Below are 18,064 nucleotides of genomic sequence, written 5' to 3'. Positions count from 1 at the left end.
AATCAGTTTGTTGGTAAGCGACAGGAATTTACAAGCAATGGCAAAATGCTCTGAATGTTTATATCAAGACAGCTCTGGTGCAAACTGTACAGAGCCAGCCCTAAGCAGTGGTTTGTGTTTCTGGCATGATCCAGACGAAGATAAAAGCGGTGACGAGATAAAAGAAAAGCTCGAAAGCTACGCGAAACGCGGCGGAATGCTGCGTGGTATCAGTTTAAAAAAAGCCAACCTAGCAGGCATCGATTTAGTCAATTACAACAATAAACAAGGCTACGACATGACCGGCGTAGACCTTTATCGTAGCAACCTAAGAGGTGCCCACCTATTCAACATTAACCTGCAACATGGCAGCTTAATGAAAGCCGACCTACGTGATGCTAACCTCAATCATGCCAACCTAACCAAAACCAACTTGCTGGGTGCAAAAATGGACTTGTGTAAATGCGATAGCCTTTGTGTGGGAGAAAAAGTGCTGCAAGAACAGCTTGGCAGCGCAGCAGAGAAGCAGCAAGACAAAGATGCAATGGCAGACTACTACCAGCAGGCCGAAGAAGTTTACCGCTGTTTACGCAAAACCGCTGAATCTGAAGGCTTGTTTACCACCGCAGGGATATTTCTAAAAAAAGAACTCACCATGCGCCGCTATCAAATGCCCAAATACTCTTATAAGCGCGCCATCTCAAAACTGGTGGATTTAGTGTGTGGTTATGGTGAACAACCAATGAGGGTTGTACTTACCTCCCTACTAATTATTTTAAGTTGTGCAGTAGTCTACTTTTTTACCGGGATTCATTTTAACGGCAATGTCGTATCTTTAGACTTAAGCCAAAGCGTTGGACACAATATTGTCGCGTTTTTTGAGTGTCTGTATTACAGCGTGGTCACCTTTACCACCCTTGGTTACGGCGACTTTACCCCAGTAGGTTTTTCACGTATTTTTGCCGCAATTGAGGCCTTTAGCGGAAGTTTTATTATTGCGCTTTTTGTAGTGGTATTTGTAAAAAAAATGACCCGCTAACCACCCTAGAAAAAACCACCACAAATCAATCTACAAAAATGAAGCGTTTTGGCTTAGTCTTAGGCTAAGCTTTCCGCTAATCATTGGTTAGCAATAAAAACAGAGAAGGATCAATACATTGAAATTTGTTGTGCTGGCGGTGCTGGCGATATTTGTAATCTTGTTTATTTTACGCGCCAATAACAGCGCAAAAGCCACTAAACAAAACCGCCAATTAGGCCAAGATTTCTTAAGTAAAAACGGCCAAGAAGACGGCATTGTTACCACTGACTCCGGCCTGCAATATAAAGTATTGGAAGATGTGGTTAATAGTGATGAAAAGCCATCGGCCAACAGTACCGTAACGGTACATTATCACGGCACCTTATTAAGCGGGCTGGTCTTTGATAGCTCAGTTGATCGCGGCCGCCCAGCTCAATTTCCTTTAGGTCAAGTAATCGCCGGCTGGACAGAGGGTTTGCAATACATGAGTGCTGGCGAAAAATTCCGCTTTTTCATTCCTAGTCAGCTGGCCTATGGCGACCGCAGCGTGGCTTCTATCCCACCGGGTTCAACCCTGGTTTTCGATGTAGAGCTCATCTCCATCGACACCAAATAAACTCCATAAAAAAGCCTTGGCATTGCCAAGGCCTTTTATTCAAACAACCTCTACCAGACTAAAACTGCGCAAGCGCTTGAGAAAAATCAGCCAGTAAGTCTTCGGTGTCTTCGATACCAATAGAGCAACGGATCATTGTTTCACTAATACCAGACTCTTGGCGAGCAGCTAAACCCATTTCAAAATAGATAGTTTGAGCTACCGGCAAAGCGAGTGTGCGATTGTCACCAAGGTGGGTGGCATTAATCACAATTTCAGTTTTATCTAAAAACGCTGCACAATCAATTCCGTCAACTAAATCAAAACTCACTAACGCGCCAAAATGCTTGAACAAGTCATTTGCACGCTGATGTTGCGGATGTTGTTCCAGACCAGGGTAATACACCTTGGCCACTTTAGGGTGAGCATCCAGCATCTTAGCTAAGGCTAGCGCATTGGCGCATTGGCGCTCCATACGTAACGCCATTGTCTCCGCCCCAACCGACAACAGATGAGCCGTTTGCGAGCAAAGGGCGCCACCAAAGTCACGCAGGCCTTTTTTCTTAATCTGATTAATGCCCCACATTTTAGGGTCACCGCTACGATAACCTTCAAATATGTTGGGGTAATTCGTCCAATCAAATAAGCCAGTATCACTTACCGAACCGCCTAACGCATTGCCATGGCCACCCACATACTTGGATAACGAAGTAACGATTAAGCTAGCGCCTACTGTTTTTGGCTGGAACAAATAAGAAGACGTTAGGGTATTGTCTACCACGTAAAGCAAACCACGTTGCTGGCAAAGCTCGCCGATACCCGCTAAATCAACAATTTGAGTTGCAGGGTTAGCAATGGTTTCTACAAACACCATTTTGGTGTTAGCTTGGCAAGCCTGTTCTACCGCATCTGCATTGGTGGCATCAACCAAAGTTACTTCGATTCCGTAACCTTTTAAGGTGCCAAAAATGCTGCTGGTATTGCCAAACAAGAAGCGGCTAGCAACAATGTGATCCCCCGCTTTTAACAGAGTAAGAAATACTGTGCCAATTGCTGCCATACCAGTACCAAATACTAAACAGCCTATACTGTCATCTAACATGGCAATTTTGCGCTGCAGGTAATCTAAGGTAGGAGTAGATTGACGAGCATAAGCATGCCCTATTTGTTTGCCTTGAAATACATCAACTAAATCTTGAGTGGCAGCATATCCATAAGGCACTGAGTTATGAATAGGTGCATGTACTGCGCCGTCTTCTACACCAGCTAAGCGGTCGCAATGTACCAACTGGGTAGTAAATCCTTTAAACGTCATAGGGCTACTTCTGCTAAAAATCCAATTGAAGCTATTATGCCCTAGCCCTTAGCCAAAAACGACCCGAGGCACTTGGCTTATTTAGCCCAAATACTCTGGCCTTTAGCAATCACTTGCTTGATCTCTAGTGTATCGGGGTTCAATACCACCATGTCGGCGTCAAATCCCTTGGCAAGCTGGCCTTTATTAGTAAGCCCCAGAATCTTAGCAGGGTTGGCACTGATCACCGACAAAGCAACCTCTAGAGGAACATCATAGTCCTGAACAGCTTGTCTCGCCGCTCCATACAAACTCTCGAGTTTACCGGCTTGCATGCCCACTAATTCACCTTCTGAATTGAATAGAGGCAAACTCGCATTGGCGTCGGAGCTAAAGCTCACCCGTTGCCAATCTAAGCCTTTATCAACAATGGTTTTAAGCGCTTGAGGACAACTTACCTCGCCTTCTTCGATAAACTGCGGAATAGTACTGGTAGTGAAATCGATGGCGCCACCTTCATTCAAAAAAGCTAAGGCGTCGTTAAACAAGGCTTGATTGCGATTGCAATGTGTAGGGTAAAGCTGAGTGACTGATAAGTCGGATTGCTTAATAATCTCTCTTAACATGCTCAGTTTTCCTTTGCCGTCACCAACATGGAAAAAACTGATGCCTTTTTTACCTGCTAATAAGCCTGCAACGCGCGCTTCGGCGGCCACTTCAATAAAGGCTTGAACCGAGGCTTGGCTGGCTCGATGGTCGGCAATAGCAATTTCACCCACCCCAATCATTTCGGGAATGAGTACGATATCTTGCTCAATCGAGCCGGTGATGGTTTTCACTGGCAAATGATAAGAGCCAGTGTAGCAATAACAGCTCAAACCCTGTGCCGTTAACTCACGTGTCTTTCCCAACACTTGTGCGGGACTGCGGGTGACACTATCGGTACCTAAGGCTCCGACCAAAGTGGTCACCCCCGTAGGTGCGGCTTCATCAAAACTTAACTCAGCGGTACGATAAGCAAAACCACCCTCACCGCCACCGCCAGTAAAATGCACTAGCGCGTCAACAAACCCCGGCGCTAAAATTGCGCCAGCCAAATCCAAGGTGGAGAACAGTGCCGAGTTACTTTTAAGCTCTATGTGAGGAGCAATTTCAGCAATTTTTCCATTAGCGATCAGTAAGTCCATTTTACCTCTTGGACTTGGCGAATAGAGCTGAGCATTTTTAAGCAGAGTAAGCATAATATGATTCTTGTTGAGCTGATAAAAAAAGGGGCTTTCGCCCCTTTCTATAATTAACTTAATGGCCGTAAATGGCGGTGCCAACGTTTTTCCCACTGCTTAAATCCAAACACCAGTAAAAAAGTGACACAGAGATAAATCAATGCAGCAAAAGTGAATGCTTCAAACGGGGCGTAATACTTGGCATAAACATCGCGAGCGGCACCGGTTAAATCAATAATAGTAACAATGCTGGCAATCGAGCTAGCGTGCAGCATAAAGATAACTTCGTTGCTGTAGGCGGGTAATGCTCTACGCAAAGCACTAGGCAAAATAATACGCGTCATCGCTTTAGCATCAGACATACCGTAAGCTTTAGCCGCTTCAATCTCGCCGCGTGGTGTAGCCACAATCGCGCCACGGAAGATTTCGGTGGTGTATGCAGCCGTATTCAGAACAAAGGCTAATAAACATGGATAGAAGGCTTCTCGCACAATTGGCCAGAACATCGACTCTTGAATGCCTTCAATGTAGGTTACGCCGTAATAAATAATATAGAGCTGAATCAACAACGGCGTACCGCGAAATACATAAGTAAATAGCCACACACTGCGACTAACTAACACATTATCTGAGGCGCGAAGAATGGCTAGCGGTACTGCTAGAATCAAACCCAAAATCAATGATAAAAAGACTAACTGCACGGTCATAACTAAACCGTCCCAATAACCTAGAACCGTAGTGAGGGTGAAAATGTCGTTGTTGGCGAGTAAGTTTTCGATAGTTTCATACATAATAATCGCCTACCTTACCGTTCCAGCGCTAAATCGAATCTCTAAACGCTTGAGGAAAATTTCAGACACGCTGGTCAGCGCAAGATAAACAAATGCTACCGGAATAAAGAATAAGAAAGGTTCATGCACTGCACCGGCAGCCTCTTTAGCTAAGCGTACCATGTCAGCCAAACCAATCACCGACACTAAGGCAGTGGTTTTAACCAGCACCAGCCAATTATTGCCAATCCCCGGAATGGCATGGCGCATCATTTGCGGCACAGTAATTCTCCGAAACACTTGTATGGCACTCATCCCATAAGCCTTGCCTGCTTCTATCTGGCCGTTATCTACCGCTAAAAATGCTCCGCGAAAAGTTTCCGCCATATAAGCGCCAAAGATAAACCCAATGGTTGTTACACCGGCGACAAACTCATTAATATTTATGTAGTATTCAATATCAAAATTGTCGTATACCCAATCAGAAACAGCATTAACGCCGATTTGAGCACCAAAGAAGATGAGTAGCATTAAGACCAAATCAGGTACACCGCGAATAATGGTGGTATAAGCCACAGCGATAAAATTCGCAATTCGATTTTTAGATAAACGCGCTACCGCGGCTAGCATTCCTAAAGCCAATGCTACCGCCAATGATAAGAAGGCCACTTCGATAGTGATAATTGCCCCCATAAATATGGAAGGGCCGTAACCATGAAGATCTAACATAATGAGTCTCTTAGAAAGTTAACCCGAGCATTGCTCGGGTTAATGGTAGTGCAAGGCTTACTTTTTAATACTGTATTCGAAGTATTTGTCGTTAATTTTGTCGTAAGTACCGTTAGCTTTAACAGTAGCTAAGGCTTTATTGAACATTTCAATCAATTGGCCGTCACGCTTACGTGCAGCTACACCAACGCCTTCACCCAATTGTACGTTGTCGCCAAGTACTTTAAATTCAGCACCCTTCTCTACTTCAAGAATAGTACTTACACCTACAGGGAAATCGATAACAACAACGTCCAAACGGCCGCCGTGTAAATCAACCACTAGGTCATCACCAGTGGTGTAACGCTTAATGTCAGCAACTTTTGAGTAGTTGTCGGTAGCGTAAGTATCTTGAATAGTACCGCGCTGAACACCTACACGTAGACCTTTAAGTGTGTCTGGCTTGGCTGGATCAACCGCGCTAGCTTGTGGACCAAAGAAGCCAGTAGGCGTGTTGTAGTAAGCTTCTGAAAATAGTACTTTTTTAGCGCGTTCTTCGTTAATCGACATTGATGAGAAAATCGCATCATATTTACGTGCTAACAAACCTGGAATAATGCCGTCCCATGCCTGAATAACCCACTCACACTTCACTTTCATTTCTTCACAAACCGCATTACCTAGATCGATTTCGAAACCCGTTAGAGAGCCGTCTGGCGCTTTATACTCAAATGGTTCGTAAGGCACGTCTACTGCTAAACGTACAACTTCCCAATCTTTTGCTTCAACTGCTGTGGTGCTTAGTGCAATAGCACCGATCATCGCGACTAGTGTTTTTTTCATGTGTTACTCCGTGTTGTTTGCTTTAAGCGAATAAACGCTTGTCTTCCATATTTATAATTTTAGTATTTTGGCGCTAGAAATTGCTTCATACGCTCAGAATCTGGGTTCTCAAAAACTTTTTTCGGTGAGCCTCGTTCTTCAACAATACCTTGATGAAGAAACAGTACTTGGTTAGAGACATCACGTGCAAAGGCCATTTCATGAGTAACCACTAACATGGTGCGGCCTTCTTCTGCCAGGCTGCGCATCACTTTAAGCACTTCGCCCACTAGTTCAGGGTCTAATGCGGACGTGGGTTCATCAAATAGCATCACTTCGGGATTCATGGCTAAGGCACGAGCAATCGCCGCCCGTTGCTGCTGACCACCAGACATGTGCGCGGGGTAGTAATCTTTGCGATCGTACAAACCGACCCGCTCTAACAAACTTTCAGCGTGCTCTGTGGCTTCTTTTTTGGGGATACCTAATACGTTAATGGGGGCTTCAACAATGTTTTCTAATACCGTCATGTGTGACCACAGGTTAAACCCTTGGAACACCATTGAGAGCCGAGAACGAATCCGTTCAACTTGCTTATTGTCGGAAGGTAAGCGTTCACCGTTACGCAAATGCTTAAAGCCAATTTGCTCACCATGAACCAAAATTTCGCCTTGAGTGGGGATCTCAAGTAAGTTCATACAACGTAGAAAAGTACTTTTACCAGAGCCCGAAGAGCCAATAATAGAAATTACGTCGCCTTTGTTTGCTGTAAGGTCAATGCCCTTTAGTACTTCATTATCACCAAATACCTTGTGGATATTTGAAGCTTCTAGCGCAGCCACTTCACTCATAGTTATTTTTTTACCTTGTTAATGACTGCTAGCAGCAACCATGCCTAATTCCTGAGGCGCGTACGATTGTTAAATCATTTGTTACACGTTCAACCCAACAAAAAGTATCACCGCAAAAGACAAAACTCAACATTTTATGGGGCATCTAGCGCTCTTATGATTACAAAACACCCTAATAAGCCAAATTGTTAGCATCTTTATATTCAAGCAGATTGCATAGTTATATGCTCACAAGCCAAGCTAGCGCATTTATTTTCAGTTTTAGAATCTTAGCTCAAAATTTTAGCTTATTACGGTTTTTGCGGGTGTAAGCTAACACGCCCCAAAGAATTGTTATTTTTTTGTAAAAAACAGCCTGTATTAGAAGTTTATTTAAGTGACTTGGCTCTCAGTCTAACAACCACAACTTTAGTAAGTAAATTACAGAATAATCAGAATTAAGCAGAATTTCATCCCGCAAAACCCACAAAAAAGTAGTAAAATTACACAAATTATGGGCTTTTTTGATGTAGATCAAATTCCAAAACTTGCTTACTTTGATACAATTTCGCTAACTAAAGTAGAAGGCAGATGTTGTGGTAGCAAACAGCAAAAGAACGGACATAGCAAACAGCGCTTCGCCGCTTAATCGTCGCCGTATTTTGTATTTCTTTAATGTTTCTTTACTACAGTTACCCACTGCACTTTTTACGCTAAACTGCATGCAGTTATTTCACTTTTTATACTCACTATCTTTATATGTTGCTCGTCCTGTTGAGACGATTATCGCCAGTGAGAAGGATCTCAGGCTTAAAGCTACTTAACTTAAGCATCTGCGATTAATCAGTTTTTATTTTTTGTTTTTGAGGAAACTATGTCTAGTAACAACCACCAGTCTCAAGACGAAGAGCTGAGTTATTCCGAAGCACACCGCCCTGCTTCTGAATTTGAAACTCGCTCTGATTACTTAGACCACGAACTACAAATCATGAAACCTCGTCGTTGGGGTTTAAATTTACCAGGTCGTGACTTCCGCTTTGAATGGGAAGATTTGGTTCCAGCCATTGCCGGTACTATCGGTATTATCGCCATGTACTCTGCAGTAATGATGGCTTGGGCAGACGGATTAACCGAGCGCTGGGATCACATCAACCTAGGGACTGAGTTCGCCATTGAAGTGGCGCGAGTAGAAATGCTTATTCCAGCATTACTATTCTGTGTATTGGCCTCTGGGATATTTAATCCACGGGCGAACTTAGCCGGTAACCACGGACCAATGATTCCATTAATTGGTGCGATTGCTTTAGCGGGTGCTCACCCACTGGCCTTAGCGATTCTGTTGGGCGTATTCGGCTTACTATTAAGTTTCTTTAAAGGTGGTTCTAAACTGGTGAACTTAACCAGTGAAGGGGTAGCCGGCGGCTTATTGGTGTTCTTAGGTTTTGGCGGCACCATGTCAATGATTGGCGACATTCAATCATGGGCGAAAGGGCTAGAATCTGTTGACGCAGGTATTGCAGTGGGCGAAATGGGTTATGTGGGCTTAGTGGTATTAGCCGCTACCATCGTGCTGTACGCATTCTTAGCTAAAGTAGGTAAGCGTTGGTTAGCTATTCCAGCTTGTGCGGTAATGGGTCTAGTGATTGCCTTAGCCTTCGGTGCTGGTTTCGACCTTACCTTTAAAACAGAAATGGGCTTACCAAACCTAAACCCTGTTTACTGGTGGGGCTCTACTGAGCAAGGTTGGCAGTTAGGTTTACCTAATGCAGAACACTTTATTGCTTCATTACCGTTCGCTATTTTAGCGGTAGCAATGTGGTCTCCTGATTTCTTAGGCCACCGTATTTTCCAAGAGTTAAACTACCCACGCGGTACAGACAAAGTACTAATGGATGTAGATGACACCATGACGACCTGTTCTGTACGTCAAATCGTAGGTACAGCAGTAGGTGGCGGTAACATCACTTCTAGCTGGGGGACTTACATGATTCCTGCAGCCATTGCTAAACGCCCAATTCCTGGCGGCGCAATTTTGTTAGGTTCATTGTGTATCATTATTGCAATCTTAGGTTTCCCAATGGATGTGGCTGTATGGCCTCCAGTAATGAAGATTGCATTATTAGTAGGTGTATTCTTGCCGCTACTAGAAGCCGGTATGCAAATGATTAAAGATACTAAAGATTCACAATCTGCTGGTATATGTATCTTTGCAGCTGCGGTAACTAACCCAGTATTGGCTTGGGCACTAACCATGTTACTTGATAACAACGGTTTGATTGGTGATAAAGAACGTCCGAAGAAACTATCGTTTGCGGACCGTATCATTATCCCAGCATCAGTATTGTTGATTTGTTTTGTCGCCATGATGGCGGTAGGTATGTTGGAAGGCAAATACGGTATTCCAGCACTACTATAGAGTTAAAGTTTTTTACCTCTTGGAACAAGCACTATACTTGTTCCAAGAACAGCAATAGCCGCATAACGACTATTGGTTAAACCATAGAATATTCATTTGTATACCAACTTATAGGTGGGACAAAAAATGGCAGAGAAGAACGATGTTTTTGCTAGTGCTTGGGCAGGCTTTACAGCCGGCGAATGGCAAAATGAAGTTAACGTTCGTAGCTTTATTCAAGCTAACTACACTCCATATGAAGGCGATGAAAGCTTTCTAGCTGGCGCAACCGAAGCTACGGATCAGCTTTGGGACAAAGTTATGGAAGGCATTAAAGAAGAAAACCGCACTCACTCGCCGGTAGACTTCGATACTTCAGTTATCTCAACCATCACTTCTCACGATGCGGGTTACATCAACCAAGATCTTGAGACAATTGTTGGTCTTCAAACTGAAGCGCCACTAAAACGTGCGATTATCCCTAACGGCGGTATTCGTATGATTGAAGGTTCTTGTAAAGCTTACGATCGCGAATTAGATCCAATGGTAAGCAAGATTTACACAGACTACCGTAAGACACATAACCAAGGTGTATTCGACGTATACACAGGCTCTATCATGAAATGCCGTAAGTCTGGCGTTTTAACTGGTTTGCCAGATGCATATGGTCGTGGTCGTATTATTGGTGATTACCGTCGCGTAGCACTTTACGGTATTGACTTCCTAATGGCTGACAAAGTTAAACAGCACCGCTCTCTAGAAGCTGACTTTGTAAACGGTTCCGATCTTGAAGCAACAATGAAGCTTCGTGAAGAGATCAGCGAGCAACACCGCGCTTTAGCTCAAATCAAAGAAATGGCAGCTAAATACGGTTGTGATATCTCTGGTCCAGCAACTACAGCTAAAGAAGCAGTTCAGTGGACTTACTTCGGCTACCTAGCCGCAGTTAAATCTCAAAACGGCGCTGCAATGTCGTTTGGTCGTACTACCACTTTCTTAGACGTATTCATCGAGCGCGACATCGCAGCTGGTACGCTAACTGAGTCTGAAGCTCAAGAGCTAGTCGATCACTTGGTAATGAAGCTACGTATGGTTCGTTTCCTACGTACTCCTGAATACGATGACTTGTTCTCTGGTGACCCAATCTGGGCAACAGAATCAATGGGTGGTATGGGTACCGATGGTCGTACACTTGTAAGCCGTACAGCTTTCCGTTTCTTGAACACACTTTACACAATGGGTCCTTCTCCAGAGCCGAACATTACTGTTCTATGGTCTGAGCAATTACCGATTAACTTTAAGAAATACTGTGCCAAAGTATCTATCGATACGTCGTCAATCCAGTACGAAAACGATGACTTAATGCGTAGTGACTTCGACAACGATGATTACGCAATTGCTTGTTGTGTATCGCCAATGGTTGTTGGTAAACACATGCAGTTCTTCGGTGCTCGTGCCAACTTAGCTAAAACTCTTCTTTACGCAATAAACGGCGGTGTAGACGAGAAGCTTAAGATTCAAATTGGTCCTAAGTCTGACAAGATCACTGACGAAGTATTAAGCTACGACGATGTAATGGGTCGCTTAGACACATTCATGGATTGGTTAGCTGAGCAGTACGTGACCGCACTTAACTGTATTCACTACATGCACGACAAGTACAGCTACGAAGCATCATTGATGGCTCTTCACGATCGTGACGTTCGCCGTACAATGGCTTGTGGTATTGCTGGTCTATCGGTTGCTGCTGACTCACTGTCTGCGATTAAGTTTGCTAAAGTTAAGCCTATTCGTGATGAAGACGGTATCGCTGTTGATTTCGACATTGAGGGTGACTACCCTAAATTTGGTAACAATGACGATAGCGTAGATGATATTGCTGTAGACCTAGTAAACCGCTTCATGACTAAGATCCGTAAGCTTAAAACTTACCGTGACGCGATTCCTACTCAGTCAGTTCTTACTATTACGTCTAACGTTGTATACGGTAAGAAAACAGGTACTACTCCTGATGGTCGTAAAGCAGGTGCTCCTTTTGCTCCTGGTGCTAACCCAATGCACGGTCGTGACGAGAAAGGTGCAGTAGCATCATTAACTTCGGTTGCTAAACTGCCGTTTGCTAACGCACAAGATGGTATCTCATACACTTTCTCTATCGTGCCAAATGCACTAGGTAAAGACGACGATACTCAAAAATCTAACTTAGCGGGCTTGATGGATGGTTACTTCTATCACAATGCTGACGTTGAAGGTGGCCAACACTTAAACGTTAACGTGATGAACCGTGAAATGTTAGTTGATGCAATGGAAAACCCTGAGAAATACCCTCAGCTTACCATTCGCGTTTCTGGTTACGCAGTGCGTTTTAACTCACTAACGCCAGAGCAACAACAAGACGTAATTACACGTACTTTCACACAAAGTATCTAATTGAACGTTAAGTAGTTCTGCTTAGCAGAGACTACGGTTATAATTAACCTTGCCCAAGTTTTTGGGCAAGGTTTTTTTTTGGAGAAACAAATGTCAAAGATTGGGCGAATTCATTCTACTGAGTCTTGCGGAACCGTTGATGGACCAGGGATCCGGTTTATTGTATTTATGCAGGGTTGCTTAATGCGCTGCCAGTATTGTCATAACCGAGACACTTGGGACTTACACGACGGTAAAGAAGTCAGCGTCAGTGACTTAATGAATGACCTTACCCCTTATCGACGTTTTATGAACGCCAGTGGTGGTGGTGTAACCGCCAGCGGAGGCGAAGCCATTTTACAAGCTGAGTTTGTGCGTGATTTATTCCGAGCGTGTAAAGAACAAGGTATTCATACCTGTTTAGATACCAACGGTTATGTGCGCAAGCATACCGAAGTTATTGATGAGCTGTTGGAAGTCTCTGATTTAGTCATGCTAGACATCAAACAGATCCACGATGATGTTCACCAAGATCTCGTTGGTGTAAGTAACAAACGTACTTTAGACTTTGCTCGCTACCTACACAAAATTGGCCAGACAACGTGGCTACGTTATGTGGTTGTGCCGGGCTTTACCGATGATGAGCAATCGGCCCATGATCTCGGTGAATTTTTAGCACCTTTCGATAACGTAGAAAAAATTGAACTGCTGCCCTACCACGAACTAGGCAAACATAAATGGACCGCCATGGGAGAAGACTACCCACTTGCGGGTGTTAAACCGCCGAGTAAAGAAACCATGGAAACCATCAAAGACATTTTATTGCAGTACCACTCAAAAGTGATTTACTAGCGCTTTCTCGACACAAAGGTTACTGCGTAAATGATAATCTGCCCGATTTGCCAAGCTATTTTGAGCAAACAACACAAACAATGGTCCTGTGAAAATGGCCATTGTTTTGATCAAGCCAAAGAAGGTTATACCAACCTATTGGCGGTACAGCACAAACACTCAAAGCAGCCAGGTGATAGCAAAGCAATGCTGCAGGCACGTCAGCATTTTCTAAACCAAGGGCATTTTGCATTTTTGGCTAAGGCCATCAACCAAGCGCTTACGCCATTCTCAGTGCAACATATCTTGGATATTGGCTGCGGCGAAGGTTATTACACTGACGCTCTTTGCCAAGGGCAAAAACAAGCGGAGTCTGTCACGGGCATAGACATTGCCAAAGATGGCATAAGAATGGCGGCCAAACGCTGCCAACAGGCACAGTTTTTTGTCGCCAGCAATCATCGCCTTCCTATTGCAGATAATAGTGTTGATTGTGTTATGCGCGTATTTGCACCTAGCGACGAACAAGAACTATTACGGGTAAGCAAGCCGGGAGCTTACTTACTTAAAGTTGTGCCTGGGGCTCAGCATTTATCCAAACTACGCCAGCTATTATACAAAGAGCTACAAGCCCATTCAGAGCAGGCAGAAACCATGCAAGGTTGGCGCTTGGTGGAGCAGAAAAAAATAGCTGAAGAGGCAGTGTTAAATCGCCAAGATATGGAGGCTTTGTGCATGATGACCCCCTTCGCTTGGAAGAAGAATCAACAACTAGAGCAGCAGTTAGCTGCACAAAGTGAGTTTGAAATGAACTTCGAGTTTGTATTACAAATATATCAGCGTGACTGATTATCTAGCTCATCAGCTAATACAAAACTCTTATCAAAACGCTTAAACGCTTTTCTTAATAAATCAGCTAATTCAGCATAACGGGGCTGAGTAACCGCCGGGGTAATACTCTCACCAGCCTCTGCTAACTTGTGATGCAAGTCACGATACCAGTTAGCTAAGCTAGGGGGTAAATGAGAATTAGCTCTACGCCCCAACCAATATAAACCATGCAAAGGCATCAAAAATATCACCGTCGCCATCAACACAGATTGTGGTAATATTTCAGTCAAATTAGCCATATATGGCATCATTACAGTCACCACCGCAATCGCTGGCATGGTTTTCATTGCTAAAGAAGTAGCAAATATAACTCTATTCTCGGGAAATATCGGAGCCAGTACTCGCTGGTTAGGCCAGCGTTTCATGTACTCGCGCCCATCATTTAACATTTCAGAGAATTTGCCCATGGGCACCTCGCGACCTAAAATTGACTTAAACCAATAAACTAGTAATTTTTTTACATTTTCGTCTAGTTATTAGTATGACATATATGATTAAAACATGCTTTCGGTTATCATAACCTTGGCAAACGGTTTCATATAGATCAGCTTATTTGTTAAGTGTAGCTTGATTGAGACCATGGCACTAGGTCAAATCTAATTTGGCTTGGTGAGAGGTAGAATTTTTGAGGAAGGAACGTGTCTCGCTATGCCCAACGTTTTTTCTTCCACTGTCTATAATTGAACAAATTCAACAACAGGTGTCTATAAATGAGCAACAAGCTGGTACTCGTTCTTAACTGTGGTAGTTCTTCTCTAAAATTTGCTGTGCTTAACGCAGTAAGTGGCGAAGAGATTATTTCTGGTTTAGCAGAATGTTTTAATCTGGAAGATGCGCGCCTTAAATGGAAAGCGCTAGGTGAAAAAAACGAAGCAAGCCTTGGTGCTTATTCAGCTCACCGCGAAGCGATCGAATATATTGTAAAAAATATTCTAGAAACAAGCCCAGAAATCTTAAACGATATTGTTGCTGTTGGTCACCGAGTTGTACACGGCGGCGAAAAATTCACTAAGTCAGCTATTATCGATGAAGCAGTGGTTGAAGGCATCGAAGCGTGTTCAGGTCTAGCACCTTTACATAACCCTGCAGCACTTATTGGTATTCGAGCAGCTCAAGCTTGTTTCCCACAACAGCCTCACGTTGCTGTATTTGACACCGCCTTCCACCAAACCATGCCAGAAAGCTCATACTTGTACGCACTGCCTTACAAGCTATACCGCGAAAAAGGCATCCGTCGTTACGGCATGCACGGTACCAGCCACTTGTTCGTATCGCGTGAAGCCGCTGCAATGTTGGATCAGCCTATCGAACAAACCAACGTTATTACCGCTCACCTAGGTAATGGCGCATCAATTTGTGCAGTTAAAAATGGTCTTAGCTTTGATACCAGCATGGGCTTAACACCGTTAGAAGGTTTGGTGATGGGTACACGTAGTGGCGACATCGACCCGGCGATTATCTTCCACCTTGTAGATCGCGAAGGTTACACCCTAAAAGAAGTTAACAACATGCTTCATAAACAGTCTGGCCTTATGGGTCTTACTGAAGCAAGCAGCGACTGTCGTTTTGCTGAAGAAGGTTATGGCGAAGGCAAAGAGCCAGCAATACGTGCAATGAACGTATTTACCTACCGCTTAGCAAAAAGCATTATGTCTTACGCGGCAGCAATGGATGGCAAGTTAGACGCACTTGTCTTTACTGGTGGTATTGGTGAAAACTCGGCCTTAGTACGTAAACTCACCATCGAAAAACTCGGCCTTTTAGGCTTTACCCTAGACGAGCAAGGCAACTTAGATGCACGTTTTGGTAATTCAGGTAATATTGGTACGAGTTCAAGCCGACCAATCTTGGTTATTCCAACCAATGAAGAAATGGTTATTGCGCAAGATGCTGTTGCGTTAACCCAGGCTTAATACACATTCATTATCAAGGCTAAGCGTGGCTTAGCCTTGTTCTATTACTTAACTTAAGAGGTACAGCCGTGGCTCGTACAATTATGTTAATCCCAGTTGGCGTGGGTGTTGGTGTTACATCAGTCAGTCTTGGTATGGTTCGCGCCATGGAGCGCAATGGTGTAAACGTCAATTTCTTTAAGCCCATTGCGCAGCCAAAAAGCCGCGAAAAAGGCGCTGAACGTTCTACTGCAATCATTCGCCAAGCGTCAAATATTATTCCTCCTGAACCCTTCACTCAGGCTTATGCTGAAAACCTAATCAGCGGAAACCATATCGACGATTTGCTAGAAGGTATTGTTGCACGCTTCAACTCTGCCACGTCTAACGCCGAAATAGTGGTAGTAGAAGGTTTAGTTCCAACCTCAGAATCTCCTTACGCCACCAACGTAAACTACGGTATTGCTAAAGCACTCGATGCTGACATGGTGTTTGTAACAAACCCTGGCAGCGATACTTCTCAGCAGCTTAAAGAACGCATGGAAATCGCATGTAACAACTTTGGCGGCTTGAAAAACAAACGCATCATTGGCTGTATCATCAACAAGGTTGGCGCCCCGATCGACGAGCACGAAATTACTCGCCCCGATCTTACTGAAATGTTTGATAACAAATCAGACCATTCAACCAACCTTGAAGTTCTGCAAATGTTTGGCAAAAGCCCGCTACGCATTCTAGGGTGTATTCCTTGGAACGCCCCGCTGGTTGCGCCTCGTGCTAAAGATTTAGCCAACCACTTAAATGCCACCGTCATCAATGAAGGTGACATGGATACTCGCCTAGGCCGCGTTACATTCTGTGCCCGCAGTATTCCAAATATGGTTGAGCACTTTAATGCGGGCAGCTTATTAGTCACATCAGGCGACCGTTCAGACGTGATTGTTTCTGCCTGTTTGGCAGCCATGAATGGCGTTAAAGTAGGTGCACTACTGCTAACTGGCGGTTACCAACCAGAGCCTCAAGTACTCAAGTTGTGTGAAGGTGCTTTTGCTACTGGCTTACCAGTAATGTTAATTAACTCAAACACTTGGCAAACGTCACTAGCTCTGCAAAGCTTTAATGCAGAAATCCCTGTTGACGACTCTCAGCGTATTGAGCTGGTTCAAGATTACGTTGCTGGTCACATCGACAAACATTGGATTGAGTCACTCACGGCTATTTCTGCACGAGCTCGCCGTTTATCACCGCCGGCTTTCCGTTACCAGTTAACAGAAATGGCGCGCAATGCTAACAAACGCATTGTTCTACCAGAAGGTGAAGAGCCACGTACTATTGCTGCTGCAGCTATTTGTGCTGAGCGCGGTATTGCTCGCCCAGTATTGCTAGGTAACCCTGAAGTCATTCAACGCACCGCGAGCCAGCAAGGTGTGGTATTGGGTGAAAATGTTGAAATTTTCAACCCAGCAGAAATCCAAGGCAAATACGTTGCACCAATGGTTGAGCTTCGTAAAGGCAAAGGCCTAACCGAAGTGGTTGCTAAAGAGCAACTAGAAGACAACGTTGTACTCGGTACAATGATGTTAGCCAACGACGAAGTTGATGGCCTAGTATCAGGTGCGGTTAACACCACAGCAAATACAATTCGTCCGCCGCTTCAGTTAATTAAAACAGCACCAGGTTACAACCTAGTAAGCTCAATCTTCTTCATGCTATTGCCTGATCAAGTATTGGTTTACGGTGACTGTGCAATTAACCCAGACCCAACTGCTGAGCAGCTAGCAGATATTGCGATTCAATCTGCTGAGTCTGCTGAAGCCTTTGGTATCGAGCCACGCGTAGCAATGATCAGCTACTCTACTGGTAGCTCAGGCTCTGGTTCAGACGTTGAAAAAGTGCGCGAAGCCACCAAAATTGCTAAAGAGCGTCGCCCAGAGCTCATCATTGATGGTCCATTGCAATACGATGCAGCCATTATGGAAAACGTAGCCAAGAGTAAAGCGCCAAACAGCCCTGTAGCTGGTAAAGCTACGGTGTTTATCTTCCCAGATCTAAACACCGGTAACACCACCTACAAAGCGGTACAGCGCAGTGCTGACTTAATCAGCATTGGTCCTATGCTGCAAGGTATGGCTAAACCAGTGAACGATTTGTCACGTGGTGCCTTGGTAGACGACATTGTTTACACCATCGCCCTCACTGCAATTCAAGCAGGTCAAAGAAAGGTGTAAATACACCGTTCTAAAAAGCCGATCTTAGATCGGCTTTTTTTATACCTGCTGTCCCGTCCGGAAATAGGTTGACATAAAGAGGACTTCTTTATGACAACACCCATTAACTCAAGCCGTAAGCGCACACAACGAGATTACACCTTAGCCTTTAAATTAGGTGTTGTAGCGCGCATCGA

General features: G+C 44.2%; 16 protein-coding genes. 9 read left to right on the top strand and 7 right to left on the bottom strand.

Annotated features, from left to right (window positions below; all coding sequences use genetic code 11):
- The first annotated feature begins 37 nt into the window (after nucleotides 1–37).
- Nucleotides 38–1,018 (top strand): ion channel, encoded by a 981-nt coding sequence (locus tag FFR00_RS06805; protein ID WP_137672639.1) that lies wholly within the window; start codon nucleotides 38–40, stop codon nucleotides 1,016–1,018.
- A gap of 118 nt (nucleotides 1,019–1,136) precedes the next feature.
- Nucleotides 1,137–1,616, top strand: a complete 480-nt coding sequence (locus tag FFR00_RS06800; RefSeq protein ID WP_137672638.1) for an FKBP-type peptidyl-prolyl cis-trans isomerase — start codon at nucleotides 1,137–1,139, stop codon at nucleotides 1,614–1,616.
- Between the two features lie 58 nt (nucleotides 1,617–1,674).
- On the opposite strand, the gene FFR00_RS06795 is transcribed toward FFR00_RS06800, so the two are convergent.
- From FFR00_RS06795 to FFR00_RS06770, 6 genes are all read right to left on the bottom strand, one after another.
- A complete protein-coding gene (locus FFR00_RS06795; RefSeq protein ID WP_137672637.1) occupies nucleotides 1,675–2,910 on the bottom strand; it encodes a cystathionine gamma-synthase family protein in 1,236 nt (411 codons plus the stop codon).
- Nucleotides 2,911–2,987: 77 nt separating this feature from the next.
- Entirely contained in the window at nucleotides 2,988–4,130 is a 1,143-nt protein-coding gene (iadA, locus tag FFR00_RS06790; RefSeq protein ID WP_137672636.1) for a beta-aspartyl-peptidase, read from the bottom strand.
- 53 nt (nucleotides 4,131–4,183) lie between these two features.
- Complete coding sequence (locus FFR00_RS06785; protein WP_137672635.1) at nucleotides 4,184–4,903, bottom strand: ABC transporter permease; 720 nt, start codon at nucleotides 4,901–4,903, stop codon at nucleotides 4,184–4,186.
- 9 nt (nucleotides 4,904–4,912) lie between these two features.
- Nucleotides 4,913–5,611: an ABC transporter permease gene (locus FFR00_RS06780; RefSeq protein ID WP_137672634.1), complete on the bottom strand. Its 699-nt coding sequence runs from the start codon at nucleotides 5,609–5,611 to the stop codon at nucleotides 4,913–4,915.
- A 57-nt stretch (nucleotides 5,612–5,668) separates the two neighbouring features.
- Nucleotides 5,669–6,433: a transporter substrate-binding domain-containing protein gene (locus tag FFR00_RS06775; protein WP_137672633.1), complete on the bottom strand. Its 765-nt coding sequence runs from the start codon at nucleotides 6,431–6,433 to the stop codon at nucleotides 5,669–5,671.
- Between the two features lie 59 nt (nucleotides 6,434–6,492).
- Nucleotides 6,493–7,263, bottom strand: coding sequence for an ABC transporter ATP-binding protein (locus FFR00_RS06770; RefSeq protein ID WP_137672632.1), 771 nt, complete (start codon nucleotides 7,261–7,263; stop codon nucleotides 6,493–6,495).
- A gap of 853 nt (nucleotides 7,264–8,116) precedes the next feature.
- Between FFR00_RS06770 and FFR00_RS06765 the strand changes: the two genes are divergently transcribed.
- From FFR00_RS06765 to rlmA, 4 genes are all read left to right on the top strand, one after another.
- The gene (locus tag FFR00_RS06765) at nucleotides 8,117–9,658 is read left to right on the top strand and encodes a DUF3360 family protein (protein ID WP_137672631.1); all 1,542 of its coding nucleotides are present in this window, start codon (nucleotides 8,117–8,119) and stop codon (nucleotides 9,656–9,658) included.
- A gap of 126 nt (nucleotides 9,659–9,784) precedes the next feature.
- Nucleotides 9,785–12,067: a formate C-acetyltransferase gene (pflB, locus tag FFR00_RS06760; RefSeq protein WP_137672630.1), complete on the top strand. Its 2,283-nt coding sequence runs from the start codon at nucleotides 9,785–9,787 to the stop codon at nucleotides 12,065–12,067.
- A gap of 90 nt (nucleotides 12,068–12,157) precedes the next feature.
- Nucleotides 12,158–12,898, top strand: a complete 741-nt coding sequence (gene pflA, locus FFR00_RS06755; RefSeq protein WP_137672629.1) for a pyruvate formate lyase 1-activating protein — start codon at nucleotides 12,158–12,160, stop codon at nucleotides 12,896–12,898.
- 30 nt (nucleotides 12,899–12,928) lie between these two features.
- Nucleotides 12,929–13,726 (top strand): 23S rRNA (guanine(745)-N(1))-methyltransferase, encoded by a 798-nt coding sequence (gene rlmA, locus FFR00_RS06750; RefSeq protein WP_137672628.1) that lies wholly within the window; start codon nucleotides 12,929–12,931, stop codon nucleotides 13,724–13,726.
- On the opposite strand, the gene yfbV is transcribed toward rlmA, so the two are convergent.
- On the bottom strand, nucleotides 13,714–14,175 hold the full coding sequence (gene yfbV / locus FFR00_RS06745; protein WP_137672627.1) for a terminus macrodomain insulation protein YfbV: 462 nt from the start codon (nucleotides 14,173–14,175) through the stop codon (nucleotides 13,714–13,716). The two genes, rlmA and yfbV, sit on opposite strands and share 13 nt — an antisense overlap.
- A 303-nt stretch (nucleotides 14,176–14,478) precedes the next feature.
- On the opposite strand from yfbV, the gene FFR00_RS06740 reads away from it, so the two are divergent.
- The 3 genes from FFR00_RS06740 to FFR00_RS06730 all read left to right on the top strand — a co-directional run.
- Nucleotides 14,479–15,681, top strand: a complete 1,203-nt coding sequence (locus FFR00_RS06740) for an acetate kinase (RefSeq protein ID WP_137672626.1) — start codon at nucleotides 14,479–14,481, stop codon at nucleotides 15,679–15,681.
- A 68-nt stretch (nucleotides 15,682–15,749) separates the two neighbouring features.
- Complete coding sequence (pta, locus tag FFR00_RS06735) at nucleotides 15,750–17,888, top strand: phosphate acetyltransferase (RefSeq protein WP_137672625.1); 2,139 nt, start codon at nucleotides 15,750–15,752, stop codon at nucleotides 17,886–17,888.
- A gap of 90 nt (nucleotides 17,889–17,978) precedes the next feature.
- On the top strand, nucleotides 17,979–18,064 hold an 86-nt coding region (locus FFR00_RS06730; protein ID WP_137672878.1), incomplete at its 3' end, for a valyl-tRNA synthetase.

This window comes from Agarivorans sp. Toyoura001, from assembly GCF_005405585.1.
In the GTDB taxonomy this organism is placed as follows: domain Bacteria; phylum Pseudomonadota; class Gammaproteobacteria; order Enterobacterales; family Celerinatantimonadaceae; genus Agarivorans.
This window is presented reverse-complemented; position numbering and strand designations above follow the sequence as displayed.